24 protein-coding genes and 2 tRNA genes are annotated in these 23,758 nt (G+C 40.8%); all 26 read left to right on the forward strand.

Annotation, left to right across the window (positions count from 1 at the left end; translation table 11 throughout):
• Positions 1-43 precede the first annotated feature (43 nt).
• The 26 genes from rnmV to spoIIE all read left to right on the forward strand — a co-directional run bounded on the left by rnmV (position 44) and on the right by spoIIE (position 23,746).
• Positions 44-601: a ribonuclease M5 gene (gene rnmV, locus ATG70_RS18375; protein WP_098445905.1), complete on the forward strand. Its 558-nt coding sequence runs from the start codon at positions 44-46 to the stop codon at positions 599-601.
• Positions 598-1,473, forward strand: a complete 876-nt coding sequence (rsmA, locus tag ATG70_RS18380; protein WP_098445906.1) for a 16S rRNA (adenine(1518)-N(6)/adenine(1519)-N(6))-dimethyltransferase RsmA — start codon at positions 598-600, stop codon at positions 1,471-1,473. Before rnmV ends, rsmA begins: the two co-directional genes overlap by 4 nt.
• Positions 1,474-1,643: 170 nt before the next feature.
• Complete coding sequence (gene yabG / locus ATG70_RS18385; RefSeq protein ID WP_098445907.1) at positions 1,644-2,522, forward strand: sporulation peptidase YabG; 879 nt, start codon at positions 1,644-1,646, stop codon at positions 2,520-2,522.
• 289 nt (positions 2,523-2,811) lie between these two features.
• A complete protein-coding gene (gene veg / locus ATG70_RS18390) occupies positions 2,812-3,069 on the forward strand; it encodes a biofilm formation stimulator Veg (protein WP_098445908.1) in 258 nt (85 codons plus the stop codon).
• Between the two features lie 134 nt (positions 3,070-3,203).
• The gene (locus ATG70_RS18395; RefSeq protein WP_098445909.1) at positions 3,204-3,386 is read left to right on the forward strand and encodes a small, acid-soluble spore protein, alpha/beta type; all 183 of its coding nucleotides are present in this window, start codon (positions 3,204-3,206) and stop codon (positions 3,384-3,386) included.
• Positions 3,387-3,549: 163 nt separating this feature from the next.
• Positions 3,550-4,419, forward strand: a complete 870-nt coding sequence (ispE, locus tag ATG70_RS18400; protein WP_098445910.1) for a 4-(cytidine 5'-diphospho)-2-C-methyl-D-erythritol kinase — start codon at positions 3,550-3,552, stop codon at positions 4,417-4,419.
• 61 nt (positions 4,420-4,480) lie between these two features.
• Positions 4,481-5,335 (forward strand): pur operon repressor, encoded by an 855-nt coding sequence (purR, locus tag ATG70_RS18405; RefSeq protein WP_098445911.1) that lies wholly within the window; start codon positions 4,481-4,483, stop codon positions 5,333-5,335.
• Entirely contained in the window at positions 5,332-5,706 is a 375-nt protein-coding gene (locus tag ATG70_RS18410) for a RidA family protein (protein ID WP_098445912.1), read from the forward strand. Before purR ends, ATG70_RS18410 begins: the two co-directional genes overlap by 4 nt.
• Positions 5,707-5,910: 204 nt before the next feature.
• Positions 5,911-6,201, forward strand: coding sequence for a septation regulator SpoVG (gene spoVG, locus ATG70_RS18415; RefSeq protein ID WP_098445913.1), 291 nt, complete (start codon positions 5,911-5,913; stop codon positions 6,199-6,201).
• A 193-nt stretch (positions 6,202-6,394) separates the two neighbouring features.
• The gene (gene glmU, locus ATG70_RS18420; protein WP_098445914.1) at positions 6,395-7,762 is read left to right on the forward strand and encodes a bifunctional UDP-N-acetylglucosamine diphosphorylase/glucosamine-1-phosphate N-acetyltransferase GlmU; all 1,368 of its coding nucleotides are present in this window, start codon (positions 6,395-6,397) and stop codon (positions 7,760-7,762) included.
• 106 nt (positions 7,763-7,868) lie between these two features.
• The gene (locus ATG70_RS18425; RefSeq protein WP_098445915.1) at positions 7,869-8,819 is read left to right on the forward strand and encodes a ribose-phosphate diphosphokinase; all 951 of its coding nucleotides are present in this window, start codon (positions 7,869-7,871) and stop codon (positions 8,817-8,819) included.
• Positions 8,820-8,896: 77 nt separating this feature from the next.
• Positions 8,897-9,547 (forward strand): 50S ribosomal protein L25/general stress protein Ctc, encoded by a 651-nt coding sequence (locus ATG70_RS18430; RefSeq protein WP_098445916.1) that lies wholly within the window; start codon positions 8,897-8,899, stop codon positions 9,545-9,547.
• Between the two features lie 121 nt (positions 9,548-9,668).
• Positions 9,669-10,226, forward strand: a complete 558-nt coding sequence (pth, locus tag ATG70_RS18435; RefSeq protein ID WP_098445917.1) for an aminoacyl-tRNA hydrolase — start codon at positions 9,669-9,671, stop codon at positions 10,224-10,226.
• A 57-nt stretch (positions 10,227-10,283) separates the two neighbouring features.
• Entirely contained in the window at positions 10,284-10,514 is a 231-nt protein-coding gene (locus ATG70_RS18440) for an anti-sigma-F factor Fin family protein (RefSeq protein ID WP_098445918.1), read from the forward strand.
• 194 nt (positions 10,515-10,708) lie between these two features.
• Positions 10,709-14,242 (forward strand): transcription-repair coupling factor, encoded by a 3,534-nt coding sequence (mfd, locus tag ATG70_RS18445; protein ID WP_098445919.1) that lies wholly within the window; start codon positions 10,709-10,711, stop codon positions 14,240-14,242.
• A gap of 151 nt (positions 14,243-14,393) precedes the next feature.
• Positions 14,394-14,924 carry a stage V sporulation protein T gene (gene spoVT, locus ATG70_RS18450; RefSeq protein ID WP_098445920.1) on the forward strand — a complete coding sequence of 177 codons (531 nt, stop codon included), beginning with the start codon at positions 14,394-14,396 and terminating at the stop codon, positions 14,922-14,924.
• Between the two features lie 179 nt (positions 14,925-15,103).
• Complete coding sequence (locus tag ATG70_RS18455; protein WP_098445921.1) at positions 15,104-16,696, forward strand: putative polysaccharide biosynthesis protein; 1,593 nt, start codon at positions 15,104-15,106, stop codon at positions 16,694-16,696.
• 3 nt (positions 16,697-16,699) lie between these two features.
• Complete coding sequence (gene mazG / locus ATG70_RS18460; protein WP_098445922.1) at positions 16,700-18,157, forward strand: nucleoside triphosphate pyrophosphohydrolase; 1,458 nt, start codon at positions 16,700-16,702, stop codon at positions 18,155-18,157.
• Between the two features lie 15 nt (positions 18,158-18,172).
• Entirely contained in the window at positions 18,173-18,433 is a 261-nt protein-coding gene (locus tag ATG70_RS18465; RefSeq protein ID WP_098445923.1) for an RNA-binding S4 domain-containing protein, read from the forward strand.
• Positions 18,434-18,564: 131 nt separating this feature from the next.
• Positions 18,565-18,873: a sporulation protein YabP gene (gene yabP / locus ATG70_RS18470; protein WP_098445924.1), complete on the forward strand. Its 309-nt coding sequence runs from the start codon at positions 18,565-18,567 to the stop codon at positions 18,871-18,873.
• Positions 18,870-19,460 carry a spore cortex biosynthesis protein YabQ gene (gene yabQ, locus ATG70_RS18475; RefSeq protein ID WP_098445925.1) on the forward strand — a complete coding sequence of 197 codons (591 nt, stop codon included), beginning with the start codon at positions 18,870-18,872 and terminating at the stop codon, positions 19,458-19,460. The genes yabP and yabQ overlap by 4 nt, the downstream gene beginning before the upstream one ends.
• 12 nt (positions 19,461-19,472) lie before the next feature.
• On the forward strand, positions 19,473-19,856 hold the full coding sequence (locus ATG70_RS18480) for an FtsB family cell division protein (RefSeq protein WP_098445926.1): 384 nt from the start codon (positions 19,473-19,475) through the stop codon (positions 19,854-19,856).
• Positions 19,857-19,930: 74 nt separating this feature from the next.
• Positions 19,931-20,413 (forward strand): S1 domain-containing RNA-binding protein, encoded by a 483-nt coding sequence (locus ATG70_RS18485; protein WP_098445927.1) that lies wholly within the window; start codon positions 19,931-19,933, stop codon positions 20,411-20,413.
• A 216-nt stretch (positions 20,414-20,629) separates the two neighbouring features.
• A tRNA-Met gene (locus ATG70_RS18490) sits at positions 20,630-20,706 on the forward strand.
• A 12-nt stretch (positions 20,707-20,718) separates the two neighbouring features.
• A tRNA-Glu gene (locus tag ATG70_RS18495) sits at positions 20,719-20,793 on the forward strand.
• Between the two features lie 493 nt (positions 20,794-21,286).
• Entirely contained in the window at positions 21,287-23,746 is a 2,460-nt protein-coding gene (spoIIE, locus tag ATG70_RS18500) for a stage II sporulation protein E (RefSeq protein ID WP_257147805.1), read from the forward strand.
• The last annotated feature ends 12 nt before the right edge of the window (positions 23,747-23,758 follow it).

The raw sequence follows: 23,758 nt of genomic DNA on the forward strand, positions 1-23,758 counted from the left end.
CGCGTTATAAATAGAATCGGTTACGTATTATGGAGGAAACAGAGTGAAAGTAAAAGAAGTTATTATCGTAGAGGGTAAGAACGATACGCTGGCTGTTAAGCGTGCTTTAGATGCTGATACGCTTGAAACAAATGGTTCAGAAATTAGTGAAGAAACGCTCATACGAATTGAATTAGCCTGGAAGAGAAGAGGCGTTATTGTTTTTACAGACCCCGATTATCCTGGGACACGTATTCGACAGATCATAAGCGAGCGACTTCCTTCATGCAAGCATGCTTTTCTTAACAAAAAGCGAGCGATCTCTTCAAATGGAAAAAAAGTTGGGATCGAGCACGCTTCGATTCAGGATATTCAAGAGGCCATCCTTTCAGTAAGAGAAGAGTTTGAGACACCAGAGGTTTTAATTGAATGGGAAGATTTAATTGCAGCAGGTCTTGTGGTTGGTGATCGTGCGAAGGAGAGAAGAAAAGCTCTTGGTGAGCGGTTGCAGATGGGCTATATGAATGGCAAGCAGCTATTCAAACGACTTCAAATGTTTCAAATATCAAAAGAAGAGTTTCGTCAGGCACTCGAAGAAGTGTTACAGGAGGAAGAGAAATGAATAAAGAAATATCAACCCCCGTTAGAACAAAAGAAATACTCTCAAAATATGGCTTTACATTTAAGAAAAGTCTTGGACAAAACTTTCTAATTGACTCAAATGTCCTAACTAAAATTGTCGATCAGGCTCAATTATCACCTGAGTCAGGTGCCATCGAAATTGGTCCTGGAATTGGTGCGCTCACAGAAAAACTTGCGAAACGAGCAAAGAAAGTAGTGGCGTTTGAAATTGACCAGCGCCTTCTCCCAATTCTGGATGATACGCTATCACCTTACCCCCATGTTCATATCCGCCATAGCGATGTGTTAGAAGCAGACGTTCATCAAGTTATCGCTGAAGAATTTGAAGAAGGTCAGGATTTAATGGTGGTGGCAAACCTTCCATACTATGTGACAACCCCTATTCTGATGAAGTTATTAGAAGAAAAACTGCCGGTTCGTGGTATTGTGGTAATGATCCAAAAAGAAGTGGCTGAGCGTATAGCAGCTAAACCTGGCTCAAAAGAATATGGATCGCTTTCACTAGCTGTTCAGTATCATGCCGTAGCAAAAACCGCTTTAACTGTTCCTAAAACGGTATTCGTCCCTAAACCCAATGTTGATTCTGCTGTACTTCATTTAGAGTTGCGCGAGAAGCCTCCTGTTGATCTTTTGGATGAAGCTTATTTCTTTGAAGTTATTCGAGCAAGTTTTGGTCAGCGCAGAAAAACATTATTAAATAACTTGCAAAATAATTTACTGAGCAAAGATCAAAAGCCAATGATTGAAGAAGTATTAACAGAAACAGGAATTGATGGAAGACGTCGTGGAGAAACACTCTCCATGGAAGAGTTTGCGGCATTAAGCAATGCATTTTATAAGCGAAGAACTTGATTTGAAAAACACCTTAGAGGGTGTTTTTTTTATTCGCTTTTGCTTTCGTATGGTAAGGGCTGGTCGACACTCTTAATCAGCTCTAGAAAAACATCTTTTCGAAAACTTCTCATATAGTAGAAAAAGGAGCCATCGTTTCGTTTAAAGGTCAAGAGGCGTGGAGGGAAGAGATGACGATGAAAGAAGGAGATATCGTTGCAAGGCGTTCATACGGCTGTGATTTAATCTTCCGTGTTACGAGATTAAACGAAGCGAACAAGTCAGCAGAGCTCGTAGGTGAAGATATGAGGCTCATCGCAGATGCCCCATATGACGATCTCGTGTTAATTGACTCAAGTGAACATAAAATGAGGCGAGAGCAGTCGAAAGAGAAAGAGGATTATTCGTTTCGCTTGTTCAGACAAGATTATCAGTTGTTACGTATGAAGCGAGAATATTCGGCTACTAGCCATTTTAAGAAAGAAACGAGTTTCTTTGAACTTCCAGGTAAAATTCTTCATATTGATGGCGATCCACTTTATTTAAGCAAATGTTTAGAAATGTATAAGCGTTTAGGAGTTCCAGTCTATGGTTTGTATATGAAAGAAAGTGAAATTCCTGAGAATATCATTAAATTAGTTAACAATGTAAGACCAGATATTCTAGTGATAACAGGACATGATGCGTATAGTAAACATAAAGGCGAAAAAAAAGATTTGCAGTCCTATCGTAACTCACGCTATTTTGTTCGTGCAGTAAAAGAAGTAAGAAGTATTTTTCCGAACCTCGATCATCTTGTGATTTTTGCCGGCGCGTGTCAGTCTCATTTTGAATCATTAATTCGAGCGGGTGCTAATTTTGCAAGCTCACCTTCAAGAATTAACATCCATATGTTGGATCCCGTTTTTATTGTGTCTAAAATCGCGCTCACGTCATTTACTGACCATGTGAACGTTTGGGATGCTCTAAGGAATACGTTAACCGGTGAAGACGGCCTTGGAGGCGTTGAAACGAAAGGAATACTGCGAACTGGCATGCCTATGAAAGAAAATGAAGATTATTCAGAGTGAAAGAACGGATGGTAGCGATACTCATCCGTTTTCTTTTTTTACTCTATCTTTTAAGTTTCTGGTAAAGAGACGGGTCAGAAAAAGACATGCTATCTATAATGAAAACGCCTATAAATAAACAGTTTTCATCGATTACACATATTTTTCGACAAATTAAGAAATAATAAAAATGCACATCAGTAGTAAATAACAATTGACATTGTTTTTGCTTCGTTGTTATAATTTAAGTTTTATTTGACAAGATGGTGCAAAAGATGTTATAATTTGTCTAAGTGAGGTGGAGGTTCCGATGGCAAAAACGATTATTGAGATCAAACAAACGTTACAATCTCAGGTTGGCAAACGCTTGACCTTAAAGGCAAACGGAGGTCGCAGAAAGACAATTCAACGTTCAGGCATCCTTGAAGAAACCTACCCGGCAGTGTTCATAGTTAAGCTGGATCAGGACACTAACGCATTTGAGCGCGTGTCGTACAGCTACACAGATATTCTTACAGATACAGTACAAATTACATTTAATGAAGAACAAGCGGCAGTAAGCGGTTAAGGCAATTGGTCTAACTGCTTTTTTGCTTTCTTTAGAAAGATTTATTCCCTTTTATGGTTACATATTCGTAGTATAATGGTTGCTTTCTATCCTCAAACTAAGTGTGTCACAGGATAGAAAGGAGCTTGATTGGCATGGCGAGACGTAGAGGGATTATGTCCGATCATTTGAAAGAAGAAATTGCGAAAGAGCTTGGCTTTTATGATACGGTTCAGAAAGAAGGTTGGGGAGGAATTAAAGCTCGCGATGCAGGTAACATCGTGAAGCGTGCGATTCAACTAGCAGAAGAACAGCTTGGAAACCAACAAAAACACTGAACCCTGTGACGACCGCTCCTGGCTAATAGCCAGGGGCTTTTTTTGTTGCGAAATGCTGCTACACTCCTTTTTAATCTGTTTCTTTCTTTTAGGGTTGTTGTGTTACAATAATTCACAGTAAGTTAAAATGTCGAACGGTAGGACGAAAATGTAGGTGAACGAGATGAGAAAAAAATTGAGTGTGAAAGCGCCAGCGAAGATAAACTTAGCACTTGATGTGCTTCATAAACGACCTGATGGCTTTCATGAAGTGGAAATGGTTATGACGAATGTAGATCTGGCGGACCGTCTTGAGTTAACCGAGCTAAGACGGAATGAAATCATTATTGAATCCACTAGTGGTTTTGTACCTGATGATCAGAGAAATTTGGCGTTTCAAGCGGCAGCCCTCCTCAAAAAGAAATTTAACATCCGACAGGGGATTGCCATTAAAATCGATAAGCAAATTCCTGTAGCAGCTGGATTAGCTGGCGGAAGTAGTGATGCGGCAGCAACATTAAGAGGTCTTAATGAACTTTGGGAATTAGGACTTACTTATGATGAGCTTGCTGATATAGGTTCTGAGATTGGCTCAGACGTGGCATTTTGCGTTTATGGAGGTACTGCCCTTGCCAAGGGACGAGGAGAGATTATCAAGCCGATCGATTCACCTCCTCCGTGTTGGGTCATTCTTGCAAAACCGTCGATTGGGGTTTCGACAGCAGAAGTTTATCGACGTCTTCGTACAAGTGAAATGGGTCATCCAGATGTAAAAGGGATGATGCAGGCGATTGAGGACAAAAATTACGAAGCCATTTGTGACCTTCTAGGAAATGTTTTAGAAGATGTGACATTAAAACTTCACCCGGAAGTGCGTCAAATCAAAGAGAAAATGGAAAGTCTAGGTGCTGATGGCGTCCTTATGAGTGGAAGTGGACCCACTGTCTTTGGACTAACTCGTCACGAATCAAGAATGCAGCGAATTTATAATGGATTAAGAGGCTTTTGTGGTCAAGTTTATGCGGTTCGTCTGCTAGGTGAGAAGAACCCTTGAATAAATCCGTACATTAGTGATATATTATGAGTAATTATTCGGATTTTTTGGAGGTTCTTCTATGAAGATGAAACGGAGTTCTCGGTTAGTGGACATGACAAGGTATATGTTAGAGCATCCACACCGCTTAGTTTCACTAACTTATTTTTCAGAGCGCTATGGCGCAGCTAAATCTTCAATCAGCGAAGATTTGGTTATTATTAAAGAAAATTTCGAGCAACAAGGTGTTGGCTCGTTATTGACTGTTCCTGGTGCAGCTGGTGGTGTTCGATATATGCCGCTCATCAGTGATGAAGAAGCAGACCGCGTTGTTGGCGAGCTGTGTGATTTCTTAGAAAGTCCTGATCGCCTTCTCCCAGGTGGGTATTTGTATTTAACTGATATCCTAGGGAATCCAGAAATTATGAACCAGGTTGGCCGTCTTTTCGCATCTGTGTTCGCTGATCGTAAAATTGATTGCGTGATGACCGTTGCAACGAAAGGGATTCCACTTGCGTATGCAGCGGCCAGCCACCTTAACGTGCCAGTTGTTATCGTAAGGCGTGATAGCAAGGTGACGGAAGGCTCAACGGTAAGTATTAACTATGTATCTGGCTCATCAAAACGCATTCAAACGATGGCTCTTGCTCGTAGGAGTTTGAAGCCTGGCGCTAATGTCCTAATCGTGGACGACTTTATGAAAGCGGGAGGAACGATTCAAGGAATGGTAAACCTTCTTGAAGAGTTCCAGGCTGACGTAGCTGGAATAGGCGTTCTTGTTGAAGCGGAAGGTGAAGGAGAAGAACGATTGGTAGAAGAGTATGTCTCGATGATGAACCTAGGTGGAGTCGATATGAAAGAACGTTCGATTCAGGTAGCACCAGGAAACTACAAAAAATTTCTTGCGCGATTAACTGAAGGAGTGGAGAACGAATGAAAACTGTCTACACGAAATCAGCACCAGAAGCCATTGGCCCTTATTCACAAGGAATGATCGTTAACAACCTGTTTTATAGCTCGGGTCAAATTCCTTTACGAGCAGATGGAACATTTGTTGATGGCGCCATTGAAGAGCAGACACATCAAGTCTTTTCGAATGTAAAAGCTGTTCTCGAAGCTGCGGGATCATCACTTAATCGCGTTGTGAAAACAACCGTGTACATTAAGGATATGAATCAATTTGGAGCGATTAATGAAATATACGGGGAATACTTTGATACACACAAGCCAGCGCGCTCCTGTGTTGAAGTAGCGCGACTTCCTAAAGATGCCCTTATTGAAATAGAAGTGATTGCCTTAGTCGGTTAATCAAGTTGACGCACTCATTTACTGAGTGCGTCTTTTTTAATGATTTTTCTGTTTAGATTCTCTCATTTGTGTCGAACATGGATTTTATGAGCTGCTAACAGCAAATTTTTATAACATTTTTTATATTTAGAAGAAGGATTTGTTGAGTATAAGTTGAATAGTGCATATATGCTCTAATTAATGGAAAAAGGTGGTGCACTCGAGTTGGAAATTACAGATGTTCGCCTACGTCGTGTGAATACGGAAGGACGCATGCGCGCAATCGCTTCCATCACAATGGATCATGAATTCGTCGTTCATGATATTCGCGTTATTGATGGGAATAACGGCATGTTTGTAGCGATGCCAAGCAAAAGAACTCCGGATGGAGAGTTTCGCGATATCGCTCATCCAATTTCCTCGAATACAAGGGAAAAGATTCAAACTGCAGTTTTAGCTGAATACCATCGTGTTGGTGAAATGGAAGCAGCTTATGAAGAAGCAGGAGCTTCCTGATCAAAAGTCTGGTCAATTGACCAGACTTTTTTTATGTTTTACGACCGAATAAAAGAATACGAATCGAAATGTTCATCAACCTTTCTTTTCCAGCCTCATATATGGTGAGGATTTCAGGAACTTCCTTGAAAATGAGGGGTTTTTGAGATATAGTCAAAGTGGAAAAATAGGATGCGATGGAGGAACCATATACATGAATAGATTTGCAGTGGTATTAGCAGCAGGTCAAGGCACGCGGATGAAATCAAAGCTTTATAAAGTGCTCCATCCCGTTTGTGGGAAGCCGATGGTTGAGCACGTAGTGGGTCAACTCGAAGAGCTTAAGCTTGAGAACATTGTCACTGTTGTCGGTCACGGTGCTGAGAAAGTTCGTGATCAACTTGGTAGTCGAGTCAATTATGTTCTCCAAGAAGAACAGTTAGGAACGGCTCATGCGGTCATGCAGACGCAAGAAACACTGGCAAATAATGAAGGTGTGACGCTTGTAGTATGCGGTGATACTCCTCTCATTACGAAAGAAACCATGGATGCTCTCTTAACATATCATGAGGAGAAGGGTGCAAAAGCTACAATTCTGACGGCAGACGCTGATAATCCATTTGGTTACGGACGAATTATTCGGGATGAAAATGGACGTGTTCAACGTATTGTTGAACAAAAAGATGCAACTGACGATGAACAGCAAGTGACGGAAATTAATACAGGTACATACTGTTTTGATAACAAAACCCTTTTTGAGACGCTTCAGTTAGTGAAAAATGAAAATGCTCAGGGAGAATATTATCTACCGGATGTTGTTGAGATTCTTCAAAAACAAGGTGAAGTCGTAGCAGCTTATCAAACAGCAGATTTCGATGAAACAATGGGCGTGAATGATCGTGTTGCGCTTTCAAAAGCAGAAGTTGCAATGAAAAAGCGCATTAATGAGAAACATATGCGTAATGGCGTTACTCTGATTGATCCTGATGCAACATACATCTCTCCAGATGCTGTGATTGGTCAAGATACGGTTATTTATCCAGGTACAATGATAATTGGGAACACCACAATTGGTGAAGAAGCTAAGGTTGGACCTAATACTGAAATAAAAGATAGTCAGGTTGGAGATATGACCGTTGTGAAACAATCGGTTATTCATGATAGCGAAGTAGGAAATGCTGTAAATATTGGACCGTTTGCCCACATTCGACCGGCTTCACAAATCGGTGATGAAGTGAAGATTGGAAACTTTGTGGAAGTGAAAAAAGCTGTTATGGGCCATGGAAGCAAAGCATCTCACTTGAGTTATGTCGGCGATGCTGAAATCGGAAAAGATGTGAATCTTGGCTGTGGTTCTATTACTGTCAATTATGATGGTCAGAAAAAGTACTTAACGAAAGTTGAAGATGGGGCATTCATTGGCTGTAATGTGAATTTGATCGCACCTGTAACAGTAGGCAAAGGTGCAACGGTAGCTGCCGGCTCTACTATTACAGATGATGTTCCTAACCAGGCGCTATCCATTGCGCGCTCTCGTCAGACGAATAAAGAAGATTATGCAACAAAGAAGAAGGATAATTGATTTTTATAGGATAAGAAAGTATGAAAAGAGTGTTGTCTGCTCAAGCTTTGAGGAGTCGATATGGCATTTGTGTTTTTCTTATTAATAAATGGAGGGGTACCAGCCGATGGCTAATTATTTAGATCCAAATTTGAAAGTGTTTAGTTTAAACTCGAATCCTGACCTTGCAGAAGAGATTGTAGAGCACATAGGTGTTCCAATGGGAAAATGTTCTGTTGTGCGCTTTAGTGACGGAGAAATCCAAATTAACATCGAAGAAAGTATTCGTGGCTGCGATGTTTATGTGATTCAATCAACATGTGCCCCTGTAAATGAAAACATTATGGAGCTTCTCATTATGATTGATGCTTTAAAGAGAGCTTCCGCGAAAACAATCAATATTGTGCTTCCTTATTACGGATACGCTCGTCAGGATCGTAAGGCAAGATCTCGTGAACCGATTACAGCGAAATTGGTAGCAAACCTTCTTGAAGTAGCAGGAGTAACTCGTCTTATTACGTTGGATCTTCACGCATCCCAGATTCAAGGATTTTTCGATATTCCGGTTGACCAGTTGATGGGTGTTCCTACGCTTGCGAAACACTTTGAAGAAAAGAACCTTGAAGATATTGTCGTGGTGTCCCCAGACCATGGTGGAGTGACTCGTGCTCGTAAGCTTGCTGAGCGCTTAAAAGCGCCAATTGCGATTATTGATAAGCGTCGCCCACGTCCGAATGTGGCTGAAGTTATGAATATTGTTGGTAACATTGAAGGCAAAACAGCCATTATTATTGACGACATTATTGATACGGCCGGTACAATTACGCTAGCAGCTAACGCGCTCATCGAAAACGGAGCAAAAGAAGTGTTTGCCTGCTGTACACACCCTGTCTTATCAGGTCCTGCAATTGAACGAATTGATGACTCTAAAATTAAAGAGCTTGCCATTACGAACACGATTCCGCTTCCAAATGACAAGCAAATCGATAAGATTACACAGCTGTCTGTGGCACCTCTTCTTGGTGAAGCAATCATCCGTGTTCATGAGCAACTTTCAGTAAGTAAATTATTTGATTAAGTAAAATACGTTTATTGCCTCCTGATTATGGGTATTCATAATAGTAGAGTAAAACCTAATCAGGAAGGTGATTAATAATGGCAGCAACATTAAAAGCATTAGATCGTAATACGAAAAAAAGAAGCGAACTTAGAACATTACGCGAAACTGAAGAAGGCCTTCCGGCCGTTCTTTACGGGAAAGACCGCAAAAGCGCTCCGGTACAGGTAGACGCTCTTGAGTTCATTAAGGTATATCGTCAGGTCGGAAAAAATGGCGTTATTGAGTTAAACTTCGAAGGACAGGGTACTTATCCTGTTATGGTATATGACATGCAAGTTGATCCAATTAAAAACCACGTTCTTCACGTTGACTTCTATTCTGTTGACCTTAACAAGGAAGTAGAAGCAGAAGTTCCAGTTCACTTAACTGGTGAAGCTGCAGGAAGTAAAGAGGGTGGCGTCGTTCAGCAAATGCTTCATGAAATTCTTGTGAAAGCTAAGCCGAATGATTTCCCTGATAGCATCGATATCGATATTTCAGAGCTTAACGTGGGTGACGCTGTACAAGCTGGAGATCTTCCAAAAGGTGATAAATACGAAATTCTTCTAGATGATGAAGAGCCAATTGCTTCAATCGTACCTCCAACAGAAGAGCCTGTTGAAGACGAAGAAGAAGCTGATGAGGTAGCAGAAGAACCACCAGCAGATCAGGAAGAAACTGGTGACGAAACAAAGAAAACAGAATAAACAACAAGGACGTAACCGAACGGGTTACGTCTTTTTTTCAAGATAAAGATACTTCGGGTGAATAAGTGCACGAATTTTTGATACGATAGAAGAAAAGCAATGAAAGGTAGGGCGTCAGCCGTTGAAATTAATTGTAGGTCTCGGTAACCCGGGAAAGAAATTTTCTAATACAAGACATAATGTAGGATTTATGGCGATTGACCAACTTGCAAAAGAGATGGGAATCTCGTTAGATCAAAAGAAGTTTCAGGGTATATATGGTAAAGGAGTAGTAAATGGAGAAGCCGTTTATCTATTAAAACCACAAACCTTTATGAATTTGTCAGGAGAATCCGTGCGTCCATTGATGGAATACTTTAATATTGAGGTAGCGGACTTGCTTGTCATATATGATGATTTGGATCTTCCTACTGGTAAAGTACGAATTCGTCAGAAAGGTAGCGCTGGTGGACATAATGGAATGAAGTCCATTATCACACACCTCCATACACAGGATTTTAAGAGGGTACGAATCGGAATTGATCGATCAGCACGCCAAACTGTCATTGACTATGTTTTAAAACCTTTCTCAAAGGAAGAAATAGAGCCGATTCAACTTGCTATCGAGCAAACGGCAAAAGCGTGTGAAGCATGGACAACAACCTCTTTTCCAGAAGTGATGAATCAGTATAACTCGTGAATATCCTGTCATTCTCCCGTCCATACTAGTAAAAGATAGGAACAGGGAGGATCTTTTATGGATATTCATTACGTATGCCGTCACTGTGGAACGGAGATTGGAAGACTGTCACAACAAAACCACACAGCTGACGAACTAGGGTTTCAACAGCTCACTGAGAAGGAGCGCCAGACAATGGTTCACTATCACCATGATGGAACAATTGAAGTGAAAGCCATTTGCGAAGATTGCCATGAAGCCATGGAGCGATCGCCATCTTTTCATGAGCTTGATACATTTATTCAGTAAGAAGCTTTGGGAGTGAGTCCAAAGCATTTTTGCGTTAACCAAAGGAACCAACCGATTTCAAGACCAATAGATTTTAGAGGTTTTTTAGATTCTGTGCCAAGTTTGTTAATGTCCATCGTTTCAGCACTAGCGTATTAAGACGATTTACGACATGCTTGCACTTTTCCATAGTGAGAGGGGAGAATAACTTACCGATGTTAGGTTTAAGAGAATATTTTAGTAAGGGCGATGAATTTCAGTCCGTGTTTACCGGGGTGAAAGAGGGGCTTAAAGAACAACTTGTTGCAGGGCTAGCTGGTTCTGCTCGGATGCTTCTGATGGCCTCTCTCTATCATGAAACAAAGCGTCCTCAGCTCATTATTACCCACAATTTGTATCAAGCTCAGAAGCTCTATGAAGATATGTGTGAGCTTGTCTCTCAAGATGAAGTTTACTTGTATCCTGTAAATGAGCTCATTTCTTCAGAAATTGCCATAGCAAGCCCTGAATTAAGAGGACAGCGAATGGAAGCTTTAAATTATTGGATGAAGAATAAAAACGGGATCGTTATTGCGCCAATTTCTGGCGTTAGAAGATATCTTCCACCAAAAAGTATCTGGCAAAAAAGCCAGATTTCATTTGCTGTCGGCGATGACATTCCTTTAGAAGAAACGCTCGCAACTTTTGTCGCTATGGGTTATGAACGTGTACCAATGGTTTCTTCACCAGGCGAATTTAGCGTCAGAGGCGGTATTATCGATATTTATCCTTTGACGGAAAATAGCCCAATCCGAATTGAATTATTCGATACAGAAGTGGATTCTATTCGGTTTTTTGATATCGAGTCTCAACGATCTGCAAATAAAACAGATCGCATTACAATTGGACCTGCAGATGAGGTCGTGTTATTTCCAGAAAATTATCGACGAGGGGCAGAGCGCCTTCAGAAAGAATTGCAGGATTCACTAAAAAAAGTGAAAGATCAGAAAGTAAAAGAAGCCATGCACGAAAACATTACGTATGAAATTGATCAGCTGAAAAGTGAGCAAAATTTTCAGGGTGTGATCAAGTATATGGATTATTATTATGACCAGCCTGCAAGTTTACTAGATTATTTACCTGAGGATGGTCTTGTTGTTTTTGATGAAGTGAGCCGAATTCAAGAAATGTCTTCTGATCTGGATAAAGAAGAAGCAGAATGGCAAACAGCTCTCCTAAATCAGGGGGAAATTGTGTCATCTGTTTCCTTATCGAGATCTTACGATACGTTATTCGCAAAGCCTGTTCACTCAACAATCTATTTATCGATCTTCTTACGACACGTTCCATATACAAATCCACAAAACATTATTAATGTTTCAAGTAAAGCAATGCAGAACTTCCATGGTCAAATGAAAGTACTAACTAGTGAAATTGAGCGGTGGAAAAAAAGCGGTAACGCCATTGTTTTTCTTGCAGCAACAGAAGAGCGAAGGAAGCGCCTTGAGCGAGTTCTAGAAGATTATGAAATCAATGCGATGATGGTAGAACAAGATACGCCGATTTCCCATCAGCAGCCACAAATTTTAATAGGTAGCCTAAACGGTGGGTTTGAACTCCCGATGCAGAAGCTAGCTGTTCTAACGGAAGCGGAAGTATTCACGAAACAATCGAAAAAGCCAAGACGTTCTCAAAAGATGTCGAATGCTGAACGAATTAAAAGCTATTCAGAGTTGAAGGTGGGCGATTACATTGTTCACGTCAATCACGGAATAGGGAAATATCTCGGTATACGCACACTAGAAGTTAGCGGCATTCATAAAGATTATCTTTATGTGAGTTATGCGGGTAATGATAATTTGTATGTTCCGGTGGAGCAAATCGATCAAGTGATGAAATATGTAGGTTCTGAAGGAAAAGAACCGAAGCTCTACAAACTTGGTGGAACGGAATGGAAAAAAGTAAAGCGTAAAGTTCAATCTTCTGTTGAAGACATAGCTGACGACTTAATTAAATTGTATGCCGAACGTGAGGCGAGTGTTGGGCATAAGTTTGAGAAGGATACAGAAGAGCAAAGGGAGTTCGAAGCTGCCTTTCCGTACCAGGAAACGGATGATCAACTCCGAGCCATTCAAGAAATTAAAGAAGACATGGAAAAAACACGTCCGATGGATCGATTGCTGTGTGGTGATGTGGGTTATGGCAAAACCGAAGTTAGTATTCGAGCTGCATTTAAAGCCATTATGGATGGAAAACAGGTGGCTTTTCTAGTCCCGACAACGATTCTCGCTCAACAGCATTTTGCGACGATACAGGAGCGGTTTGCGGATCACCCCATTAACATTGGGCTATTAAGCCGCTTCCGCTCAAGGAAGGAGCAAAATGAGACGTTAAAGGGTGTTAAGAACGGTACGGTTGATATTGTGATCGGTACACACCGACTTTTATCGAAAGACGTCACGTATCATGATCTTGGCCTCCTGATAGTCGATGAAGAACAACGTTTTGGTGTGACACATAAAGAAAAAATCAAGAAGTTAAAAGCGAACGTAGATGTGTTAACCCTTACTGCAACACCAATTCCAAGAACGCTTCATATGTCGATGTTAGGTGTTCGAGATTTATCCGTTATCGAGACGCCCCCAGAAAACCGCTTCCCTGTACAAACGTATGTGGTTGAATATAATGGGACACTTGTACGAGAGGCCATTGAAAGGGAACTTGCACGTGGAGGACAGGTTTATTTCCTTTATAACCGTGTAGATTCAATTGATTACATGACAGATCAAATTCGAACGCTTGTCCCAGAAGCGAGAGTTAGCTACGCTCATGGTCAAATGAGTGAAACCGAGCTCGAATCTGTGATGATTGATTTTCTTGATGGGAATTATGATGTGCTCGTTAGTACAACCATTATTGAAACAGGTGTAGATATTCCAAACGTCAATACCCTTCTTGTATACGATGGCGATAAAATGGGCCTGTCTCAGCTTTATCAGCTCCGTGGTCGAGTAGGTCGCTCGAATCGTGTTGCTTATGCTTATATTACGTATCAACGAGATAAAGTTCTAACAGAAGTAGCAGAGAAACGCCTTCAAGCGATTAAAGAATTTACTGAGTTAGGTTCCGGATTTAAAATCGCTATGCGCGATCTTTCTATTCGAGGTGCTGGTAACCTTCTTGGAGCAGAACAGCATGGATTTATTGATTCGGTCGGTTTCGATTTGTATTCTCAGATGTTAAAAGATGCAATTGAAGAACGAAAAGGCGATGCACCAAAAGAGAAAGCGTTCAGCGTTGAAATTGATCTTGAGGTAGATGCTTACATTCCTGGTACGTATATTAACGATGAGAAGCAGAAAATTGATATGTATAAACGCTTCCGGTCAATTGAATCATTGAAAGACATCATGGATTTACAAGATGAGATGATGGATCGATTTGGAGATTTTCCAGAAGAGGTTGAATATCTCTTCCAAGTGTCTCGTATGAAAGAGCTTGCCAAAGAAGTAAAAGTTGAAAAAATTGGCCGAAGTAAGAAAGACATTCAGCTACTTTTCCATGAATCAGCGCGAGAAGCAATTGGGGGAGAAACAATCTTTGAGGTAGCGAATGAATTTGGGAATAAGCTCTCCCTGGGAGCAGATGGTAATAAAGTAAAGGTAGTTGTGAAAGGAAGAGGCCTTGAAACAAAGGGACATCTTCAGCTTGTTGAAAAAGTTTTAAAGAAAGTAAAGGGAGCAAAAAAGCAGCCAATGAATGCGAATTAAAGCCGATTTTGGAGGAACCTCATAATTTTGACAGGTTTGTGAATAGAACTCATACGTCCAAACGATACTAATGGAAACATATTGTAGAACATGCAATAGAAAAAGTGATTGGAGCAATCACCTACAACTTCCAGAAAGCGAGGCAACTTAGATGAAAGCAACAGGTATCGTGCGTCGTATTGATGATTTGGGGCGTGTAGTTATCCCGAAAGAAATTCGCAGAACACTCAGGATTAGAGAAGGGGACCCACTGGAGATTTTTGTTGATCGAGAAGGGGAAGTTATTCTCAAAAAATACTCTCCAATCAGTGAGCTTGGTGATTTTGCGAAAGAATACGCAGAGTCTCTAGCAGAGCATTCGGGGCATATTGCCCTTATCTCTGATCGCGACGTCTACATTACAACTGCGGGTGGTCCAAAGAAAGAATACTTAAACAAAAGCATTGGCGAATCTGTAGAAAAAGCGATGAATGAACGAAGATGTTTGCTAAATGAAAGTAAATCTGAACTCATTGAAGGAGTTCCTGTTGAAACAGGACATGTGATTGCTCCAATAATAGCGAATGGCGATCCAATTGGAACGGTCATCTTACTTGCAAAAGAAGATGAAAAGGTAACGGAATTGGAACAAAAGCTATCTGAAACAGCAGCGGGTTTTCTTGCAAGACAAATGGAACAATAGAACAGCAATTAAATGGAGGCCAACGCCTCCATTTTCTTTGGTTTAAAGGGTAGGAAAGTCTAGCCGAGCGGTGGTGAACAAGGCGCTTGCACTACTCTTATCGGCTTTCAAAACTTTCCCATCTTGGCTCATATGATATAATTCGTACATAAACACGTATTGAATTTTGGCAGGTGTGTATGAAAACAGAAGAAAATCAAAAAGGATTCTGGCACGGAGCGCTTTTACTTACTGCAGTCGCTCTTTTTATGAAGGTACTAAGCGTTGGCTATCGAATTCCTTATCAAAATATTACTGGTGACATCGGTTTTTACGTCTATCAACAAATTTACCCGTTCTACTCGATCGCTATCATTCTCGCTACATATGGGTTTCCGGTTGTCATTTCACGTCTTATCTCTGAACAGCTTGCAGAAAATAACGTTGATCAAGCGAAAGAGCTTTCTCGTTATAGTTTCTATATCCTTGCTATGCTTGGTTTTGGCGGGTTTCTGCTTCTGTATGTTTCTGCTCCTTTGTTAGCTACGTTAATGGAGGATCATCGTTTAATTGGACCGCTGCGCACCACAGCCTTTTCTTTTCTAATTATGCCTGGTATTGCGTCGATTAGAGGTTATTTTCAAGGGCAAGAAAATGTTGTTCCTACAGCGTGGTCACAAGTCACCGAACAATCTGTTCGTGTCGTAGCTATTCTGACGATATCGATAAGTCTTGTTGCAGGCGGAGCGGATGCCTATGCAGCGGGAACTGGGGCTGCACTGGGTTCATTAGTAGGTGGCCTTGCAGCCTTCATTCTGCTCTTTGTTCTTCGCTATCGACATCAGCCGCTCCGTATAAATTCTCTAACAAAACGCTCATTTCGTTTTTTTGGCGTCGCTCGCAGGATTTTAACGGAAGGGACATTAGTATGTGTCAGTGCTCTTGTGATGGTACTTTTCCAGCTAATGGACGCATTAACCATCGTACCGGGGTTAATGGAACATGGACTTTCTTCAATAGGGGCTAGGGAAACAAAAGGAATATTTGATCGCGGTCAGCCCCTTATGCAGGTGGGCACAGTGCTTGCTACCTCACTTTCGTTATCAATCGTACCGGTGATCTCGAAAGCATCGGCGGAAAAACAGAAGGCGTTCATTCGTGATAAGGCTGCTCTTTCTCTAAAAGTTAGTTTTGTTATTGGACTTGCAGCTTCCGCGGGGCTAGCGATCATCATGAAGGAAACCAATGTGATGCTTTTTAAAGATCAATCTCTTTCACCTACGCTCAGTCTTCTTGCATTTGCGATTTTCTTCAGTTCCCTTGCGATGACTGCAGCAGGTGTTTTGCAAGGTGTGGGTTTAGCAAGAAAAGCGGCTCGTTATGCTGTAATTGGCATATTTGTGAAGGGCTTTTTAAATCTTATTTTGATTCCACTAATAGGCATTAATGGGGCTGCATTTGCAACAGTCATTGGCTTTGCAGTGGTTGCCGGACTAACTGTTTTTGCTGTGCATTCTAAAGTTAAATTGATTGAATATCCTTTCTATTTAAGACGAGCTGTAGCGGCTGTGATGGTCATGAGTACAGCTGTAGTGATACTGCAGTTCTTTATTCCATCGTTTCTCTCTAGAGGACTATCCAGTATCTCAGCACTTGCAGGAGCCATAGTTGGAGGTCTCATGTTCGGTTTCGCAACACTCATACTGCAAGTATTTACAGAGAAAGAATTACTGCAATTACCTAAAGGAGAGAAGATCTCTTTGTATCAAACCAAATTAAAGAAAGGAGCCTGAACGATGGCGAGTATTACAATTATTGGAACTGGAGCGGGAGACCTTACTCAGCTCTCTCTCGGCAGCTATCGGAAGCTGAAGTCGGCTGATCGAATTTTTGCAAGAACGCTTGATCACCCTGTCCTTAGAGAGTTAATCGGTGAAGGGCTTGTGGTGACAGGTTTTGACGACATTTATGAAAGTAATGATTCTTTTGAGGAAACTTACCGCACCATTGTTGACCGTCTATTTGAAGAGGCACAACAGGGCTCTCTCATTTATGCTGTTCCTGGACATCCAATGATGGCTGAGGCGACTGTACAGCTCCTATTAGAGGAACAAGCTCAGCATGGTGTTGAAGTGATTGTTGCAGGAGGACAAAGTTTCCTTGATGATCTATTTACTGCGGTTCGAATCGATCCAATTGAAGGCTGTCAGATTCTCGATGCAACACGTTTTACAAAATCCGAAGTTCAAGTACGCAATCATTTAATATTTGTACAGGTTTATGATCAGTTCACTGCTTCAAGTGTTAAATTAACCTTAATGGAGCTTTTGCCTGATGATTACGAGGTGACTGTTCTACAAGCAGCGGGGAGTCAGGACGAGAAAATAATGACAGTACCCTTGTTCGAGTTAGACCGGTCAATGGAAGTTAATAATTTGACGGCAGTATACGTTCCTCCTGTAAAGGATACAACGCTTTTATATCAGGATTTTGAATGGGTTCGACATGTGGTAGCAAGACTACGCGGTCCTGGAGGCTGTCCTTGGGATCAGAAGCAAACGCACGAATCATTAAAAAAATACTTAATTGAAGAAGCTTATGAAGTGTTAGAAGCAATAGACGATCAAGACGATGAACATCTTGCTGATGAATTAGGAGATGTATTGCTTCAGGTTCTCTTACATGCTCAAATTGGTGAGGATGAGGGGATGTTTACAATGGAGGACGTTATCGGAAAGTTAAGCGATAAATTAATTCGAAGACATCCACACGTATTTGGAGACGAACAGGTTCAAACCGCTGAGGAAGTAGTGGGGCTTTGGAATCAAGTGAAAGAACAGGAAAAGGATGCTGCCCCATCACAGTTTGATACGATTCCGAAAGGTCTTCCTGGTCTCATGCGAGCAAACGAACTACAAAAAGCAGCTGCAAAAGTTGACTTCGACTGGGATGAAGTCGATCCAATTTTGGAGAAGGTTCAAGAGGAACTAACAGAATTTAAAGAAGCTGTGAACAATAAAACGTTTCATGATCAGGAAGACGAGCTTGGAGACTTATTATTTGCGCTCGTGAATGTAGCTCGCTACTATAAAATTGATCCAGAAGTAGCCATTCACCGAACCAATCATAAATTTGTTTCTCGTTTTCAATATATTGAGAGACGAGTAAAGGAAAAAGGACTTGAAATAGAGAAGTTATCTCTTGAAGAACTAGATTATTTCTGGAATGAAGCAAAGCAAAAAGGAATTAAATAGGGAGCGTTGAAACAAATGAGATTAGATAAATTTCTAAAAGTATCACGATTAATTAAGCGCCGATCCATCGCAAAAGAAATTTGTGATAAAGGTCGTATTGAAGTAAATGGTAACAAAGCGAAAGCAGGCACGAATGTTAAAGCGGGTGATGAGCTAGTGATTTCATTTGGCCATAAAAAAGTGACGGCTCGCGTGGATGAGATAAAAGAAACGACAAAGAAAGAAGAAGCAAATAACATGTTTACCATCCTAAAAGAAGAAGCAGCTGGTGAATAAAAGGACCTGATCAGGTCCTTTTTTTGCTAGGAGAAGAAGAAAGGTTTATGCTGATCCGTTATCGCTATCCATAGCTTGTTCTAAAAGATACCTCTTTTTCATAGACATGTATCGAGAAGAGGGGGAGAGCGATGGATAATTATTATGAGTACGGCACATATGATAAAGCGGCAAACACACCTGAACACGATTTAGTTATGAAGTCACGTAAGTCGCTTGAAATTACTGGAGTGAAGCACGTCGATAGCTTTGATAATGAGGAATTCCTTTTAGAGACCACCATGGGCTTTCTCGCAATACGCGGTCAGCACTTGAAAATGAAAAATTTAAATGTGGAGCAAGGACGTGTCTCAATTGAAGGGAAAATCTTTGATCTGAGCTACCTCGACCATCACGAAGGGGAAAAAGCTAAAGGATTCTTTAGCAAGTTATTCAAATGACATTATCTGTGCAATTCTATACGATGGTTTCGATGGTGGCTATGGGAGTGTGGCTTGGAATAGCCATGGATACCTATAGCCGTTTTCTTCATCCAAATAGGAAAAAAAATTGGTTTCTCTATGCCAATGATGTTGTCTTTTGGCTTCTACAGGGACTAATTATTTTTTATGTTCTGTATTTTGTTAATGAAGGAGCGATCCGATTTTATGTCTTTTTAGCCATATTATGTGGTTATTCAGCCTATCGCGCTCTTTTTCAACCGTTATATCGTCGTTTGTTAGAACGAATTATTTTAGTGGTTCTAGCAACCAGTCGCTTTATTAAATCACTGTTTCTTCATTTGATCTATAAGCCTTTAAGGTTCATATTGAAAGTTCTATTTAGCTTATGTATGATGATAGTGAGTATGATGACAACCATTATTTGGTTTATCTTTAATGTTTTTTGGGTACCGTTAAAGTGGGTAATCTCGTTGATATGGCGATTATTACCTCAACAGGTGCAGACATCACTAACAAAAGTAGCAGGAGTTGCCGATAAAATAAAGAACTACATATACCAATGGTTAACTAAAATACGAAAGTGAGGAGGGAAAAGCTTGGTTACTGCGAATAAGCACAAGCCTAAAGTAACGGAAGTTCATTCGGAATATCATCAAGAAAAACAGCTACAGGATAAAGTGAAGGAACGTAGAAAAAGAGGTCTTGTTCGACGTCTTACTGCTTTCGCGGTAGCTGCTTTAGCCATAGCTATTCTATTTATCTCCGTATTCACTTCACAGGCAGCAACGATCGAAGAAAAAAACTTACAGCAAAAGCAGGCTGAAGAAGAATTAACGAAATTAAAAGAGCAAGAAAAATATTTAACTGAAGAAATTGAGAAACTTAATGACCTTGATTATATCGGTGAATTGGCAAGAAGAGACTACTTTATGTCAAAACCCGGTGAGACAATCTTTAAGCTTCCTTCTTCCTCAAATTGACACGTTGTTTTTTGAAGGGGTATAATTAGCGTACGACTGATCTTTTAAAGATTTTAAGGAGGAGCTTTTTTTACATGGCAATCGAAGTAGGCAGCAAGTTACAGGGAAAGGTAACAGGTATTACAAATTTTGGTGCGTTTGTTGAACTACCAGACGGCAAAACAGGTCTCGTTCACATCAGTGAAGTTGCAGACAATTACGTTAAGGATATTAATGATTTTCTTACAGTTGGCGATCAGGTTGAGGTTAAAGTCATCCAGGTTGAAAACGACGGTAAAATTGGTTTATCGATCAAGAAAGCAAAAGATCGACCTGCAACTGAGCGTCCGCAGGGGCGTCCACAAGGTCGCCCGCAGGGTGGAGGCCGCCCTCAAGGTGGCGGTGGCAGACCCGGTGGCGGTGGTTACAAAGGTAAGCCTCGCGGAGGTGGCCGTCCACAGGTAGAGTCATTTGAGGATAAAATGAGCAAGTTCCTTAAAGACAGTGAAGACCGCCTTTCAACTTTGAAGAAACAAACAGAGTCAAAACGAGGCGGTCGTGGCGCTCGTCGCGGCTAGAGCTTGTTGTCTACTAACTATATTTATAAACAAAACCGGCATGTGTTTGCATGCCGGTTTTGTTTATGATGGTGTTATTCAGAACTTGTTGATGATCGATCTGGAACGTCCTACCCTATTTTGAAAGTTTGTATGCAAAAAATATAAAAAACAAGTTGACACAAACTTTTCTGCAATGTATTATATAACTTGTGCTTAAGAAAGCAACAGTCTTATGGCGGTGTAGCTCAGCTGGCTAGAGCGTACGGTTCATACCCGTGAGGTCGGGGGTTCGATCCCCTCCGCCGCTACCATTTTTATAAGTTGGCCCGTTGGTCAAGTGGTTAAGACACCGCCCTTTCACGGCGGTATCACGGGTTCGAATCCCGTACGGGTCACCAACTTATACTTAAATAACTATACATATAAATGCTTACAATATACAAAGTTTGCTAAAAAGGTCCGACATTATCTAAAATGTCGGACCTTTTTTTAGTTTGTTCTGAGCGAGATTCTAAATTGATGGTTCACTTATCTGGTGGAAAAGAAGAAAGGAACCTCGTTTTTCCCTTTCGATCACATTTCTTTTCTAGTTTATTTTTAACATTTCGACCTTTTTATTTTTAACGACTGTACGATTTGAAAAAGAGGGGCGAAGCTAGATTTTTATTAAGTTAATTCACTGAAGATGATAAAAAACCCCCTCACCTTGCTTACAGATTTCTTCCTCTCTCTACACGTGATTGACAAGCTTCCCTGAAAGAAGTCGAGAAGTTTTTAACATATCTCTCCTGTTTTTTGACAAAAAGCGAAAATTGATTATGGTTTAATAATTTACACAAACTGCTTCAAGCAGATCGGTGAAAAATAGAATCAATGAAAGCAGGTGGGGGAATGCAAAGCGAATTAGTCATGGAGAGGTCAAAATCAAGGGTGGGAAAATGGATTCATGGAACAAAAAGTCGGTTAGAAACGATTCTTTTCCAACGTGGATTACTTCTGTTTGTAATAGGATTTTTACTAGGACGAGCCGTCATTCTTACACAAGTAACCCCTTTCGCCATTCCTTTCTTTGGAGCTGTGTTTTTTCTAAGACGTGAACGTGCACCTATGATAATCGCCGCCTTGCTAGCCGGAGCCATTTCTACTTCTAATCTACAGAACACTGCATTTATTATGTGTGGCATTCTTGTTTTTCTGATCATTAATCGTTTTGTGAAATTATCTTCTCTTTCTCTCGTTAAGACCCTACCGATCCTAGTGTTTGCTACAAGTATGATAGGAAGACTCATTTTGAGTTTACTGACAGAGCGATCTCTAGCTAACACAAATTGGATTTTAGCAGCGGTAGAGGGTGCGCTTGGAATGATTTTAACCATTATATTTATTCAAAGCATACCGATTCTTTCAATCAAGAAAAGAACGCAGGCGCTTAAGAATGAGGAGATCATTAGCTTCATTATTTTGCTTGCAACCATGTTAACTGGAACGATCGGTTGGGTCGTTTATGGATTTTCGATTGAAAACATTTTATCTCGTTATCTTGTATTAATTTTTGCTTATGTTGGAGGTGCGGCCATTGGTTCAACGGTGGGGGTAGTGACTGGATTAATTCTGGCACTTGCTAATGTTGCCAGTCTCTATCAGATGAGTATGCTCGCATTTTCGGGATTACTTGGGGGTTTACTAAAGGATGGGAGGAAAGTCGGCGTCGGGATGGGGCTTCTTATAGGGACACTATTGATTGCCCTATACGGGAGCGGTCCTGAATTTTTGTATCCTAACCTGATGGAATCGGTGATTGCCGTATTGCTCTTTTTCTTTACCCCATCTAAAGTTACCTCTCAACTTTCTAAATACATTCCAGGGACGGTTGAGCATGCCAATGAACAGCAGCAATATCTTCGGAAAGTACGCGACGTTACAGCCAATCGCGTCGAGCAATTTTCGAATTTATTTCAAGCGCTCTCAAGTAGCTTTACGGATTCTGATGTACAAGCTGATGATCAGTCTGAGAGGGAAGTTGATTATTTTCTAAGTCATGTGACTGAAAAAACGTGCCAAAATTGTTTTAAGAAAGAAACGTGCTGGGCAAAAAACTTTGATGCCACATACGGTTATATGACAGGAATTATGGAGGAACTTGAACAAACGACTGAATTAACGAACTATAGCTTAAAAAGAGATTTTGATAAGCACTGCATTAAGGCCAATAAAGTTATCGATATTATTGGTAAGGAGATGAGTCACTATCACGCAAATCGCTTGTTAAAAAAGCAGGTTCGTGAGAGTAGAAAAATCGTCGCAGATCAATTACGCGGCGTTTCACATGTGATGGGAGATTTTGCGAGGGAGATTCAAAAAGAGCGTGATAACCTCCATCAACAAGAAGAACAAATCATGGATGCGATTCAAAGTATGGGTTTAGAAGTTGGACAGGTAGAAATTTATTGTCTTGATGAAGGAAACGTCGACATTGAGATGAAGATTCCAGCATGTGGCGGAAGGGGGGAAGGAGAGAAAGTAATCGCGCCGATGCTTTCAGACATTTTAAAAGAAAACATCATTGTCAAAAGAGAAGTCTGTGCTGAGCACGAGCACGATACTTGTCACCTTTACTTTGGATCAGCAAAAGATTTTGTGATTGAAACGGGTGTAGCAAATGCAGCAAAAGGAGGAGCATGGCTTTCTGGAGATAGCCATTCAACAATTGAATTAGGTGCTGGAAAATATGCGATTGCGATTAGCGATGGAATGGGCAATGGAGAGAGAGCGCATCAAGAAAGCACAGAAACGATTCAACTTCTCCAAAAAATTCTTCATTCTGGAATTGATGAAACAGTTGCCATTAAATCGGTTAACTCCGTGCTTTCTTTACGGAATACCGATGAAATGTTTTCTACACTCGATTTAGCGATGATTGATTTACAAGATGCTTCGGCAAAGTTCCTTAAGATCGGCTCTATTCCAAGTTTTATTAAGAGAGGCGATCGCGTAATGATGGTGGAATCAGGTAATCTACCAATGGGTATTATTCCTGAATTTGATGTTGAGGTCGTAAGTGAGCAATTAAAGGCTGGCGATTTACTAATAATGATGAGTGATGGCATTTATGAAGGTGTGAAAAATATTGAGAATCCAGAATTTTGGATGAAGCGTAAAATTCGAGAGCTGGACACAGATAAACCGCAAGAAATCGCAGACCTCATTATGGAAGAGGTGATACGAACGGAATATGGCAGAATTGATGACGACATGACAATTGTTGTTGCGCGAATAAAACGAAACGTACCGAAATGGTCGACGATCCCAATTTATTCAGCCCCATCATTTCGAAAGAAAAAGGCGCAGTAGGGTGTATAAACT

The sequence above is a fragment of the Bacillus sp. es.036 genome (assembly GCF_002563635.1).
In the GTDB taxonomy this organism is placed as follows: Bacteria; Bacillota; Bacilli; order Bacillales; family Guptibacillaceae; genus Guptibacillus.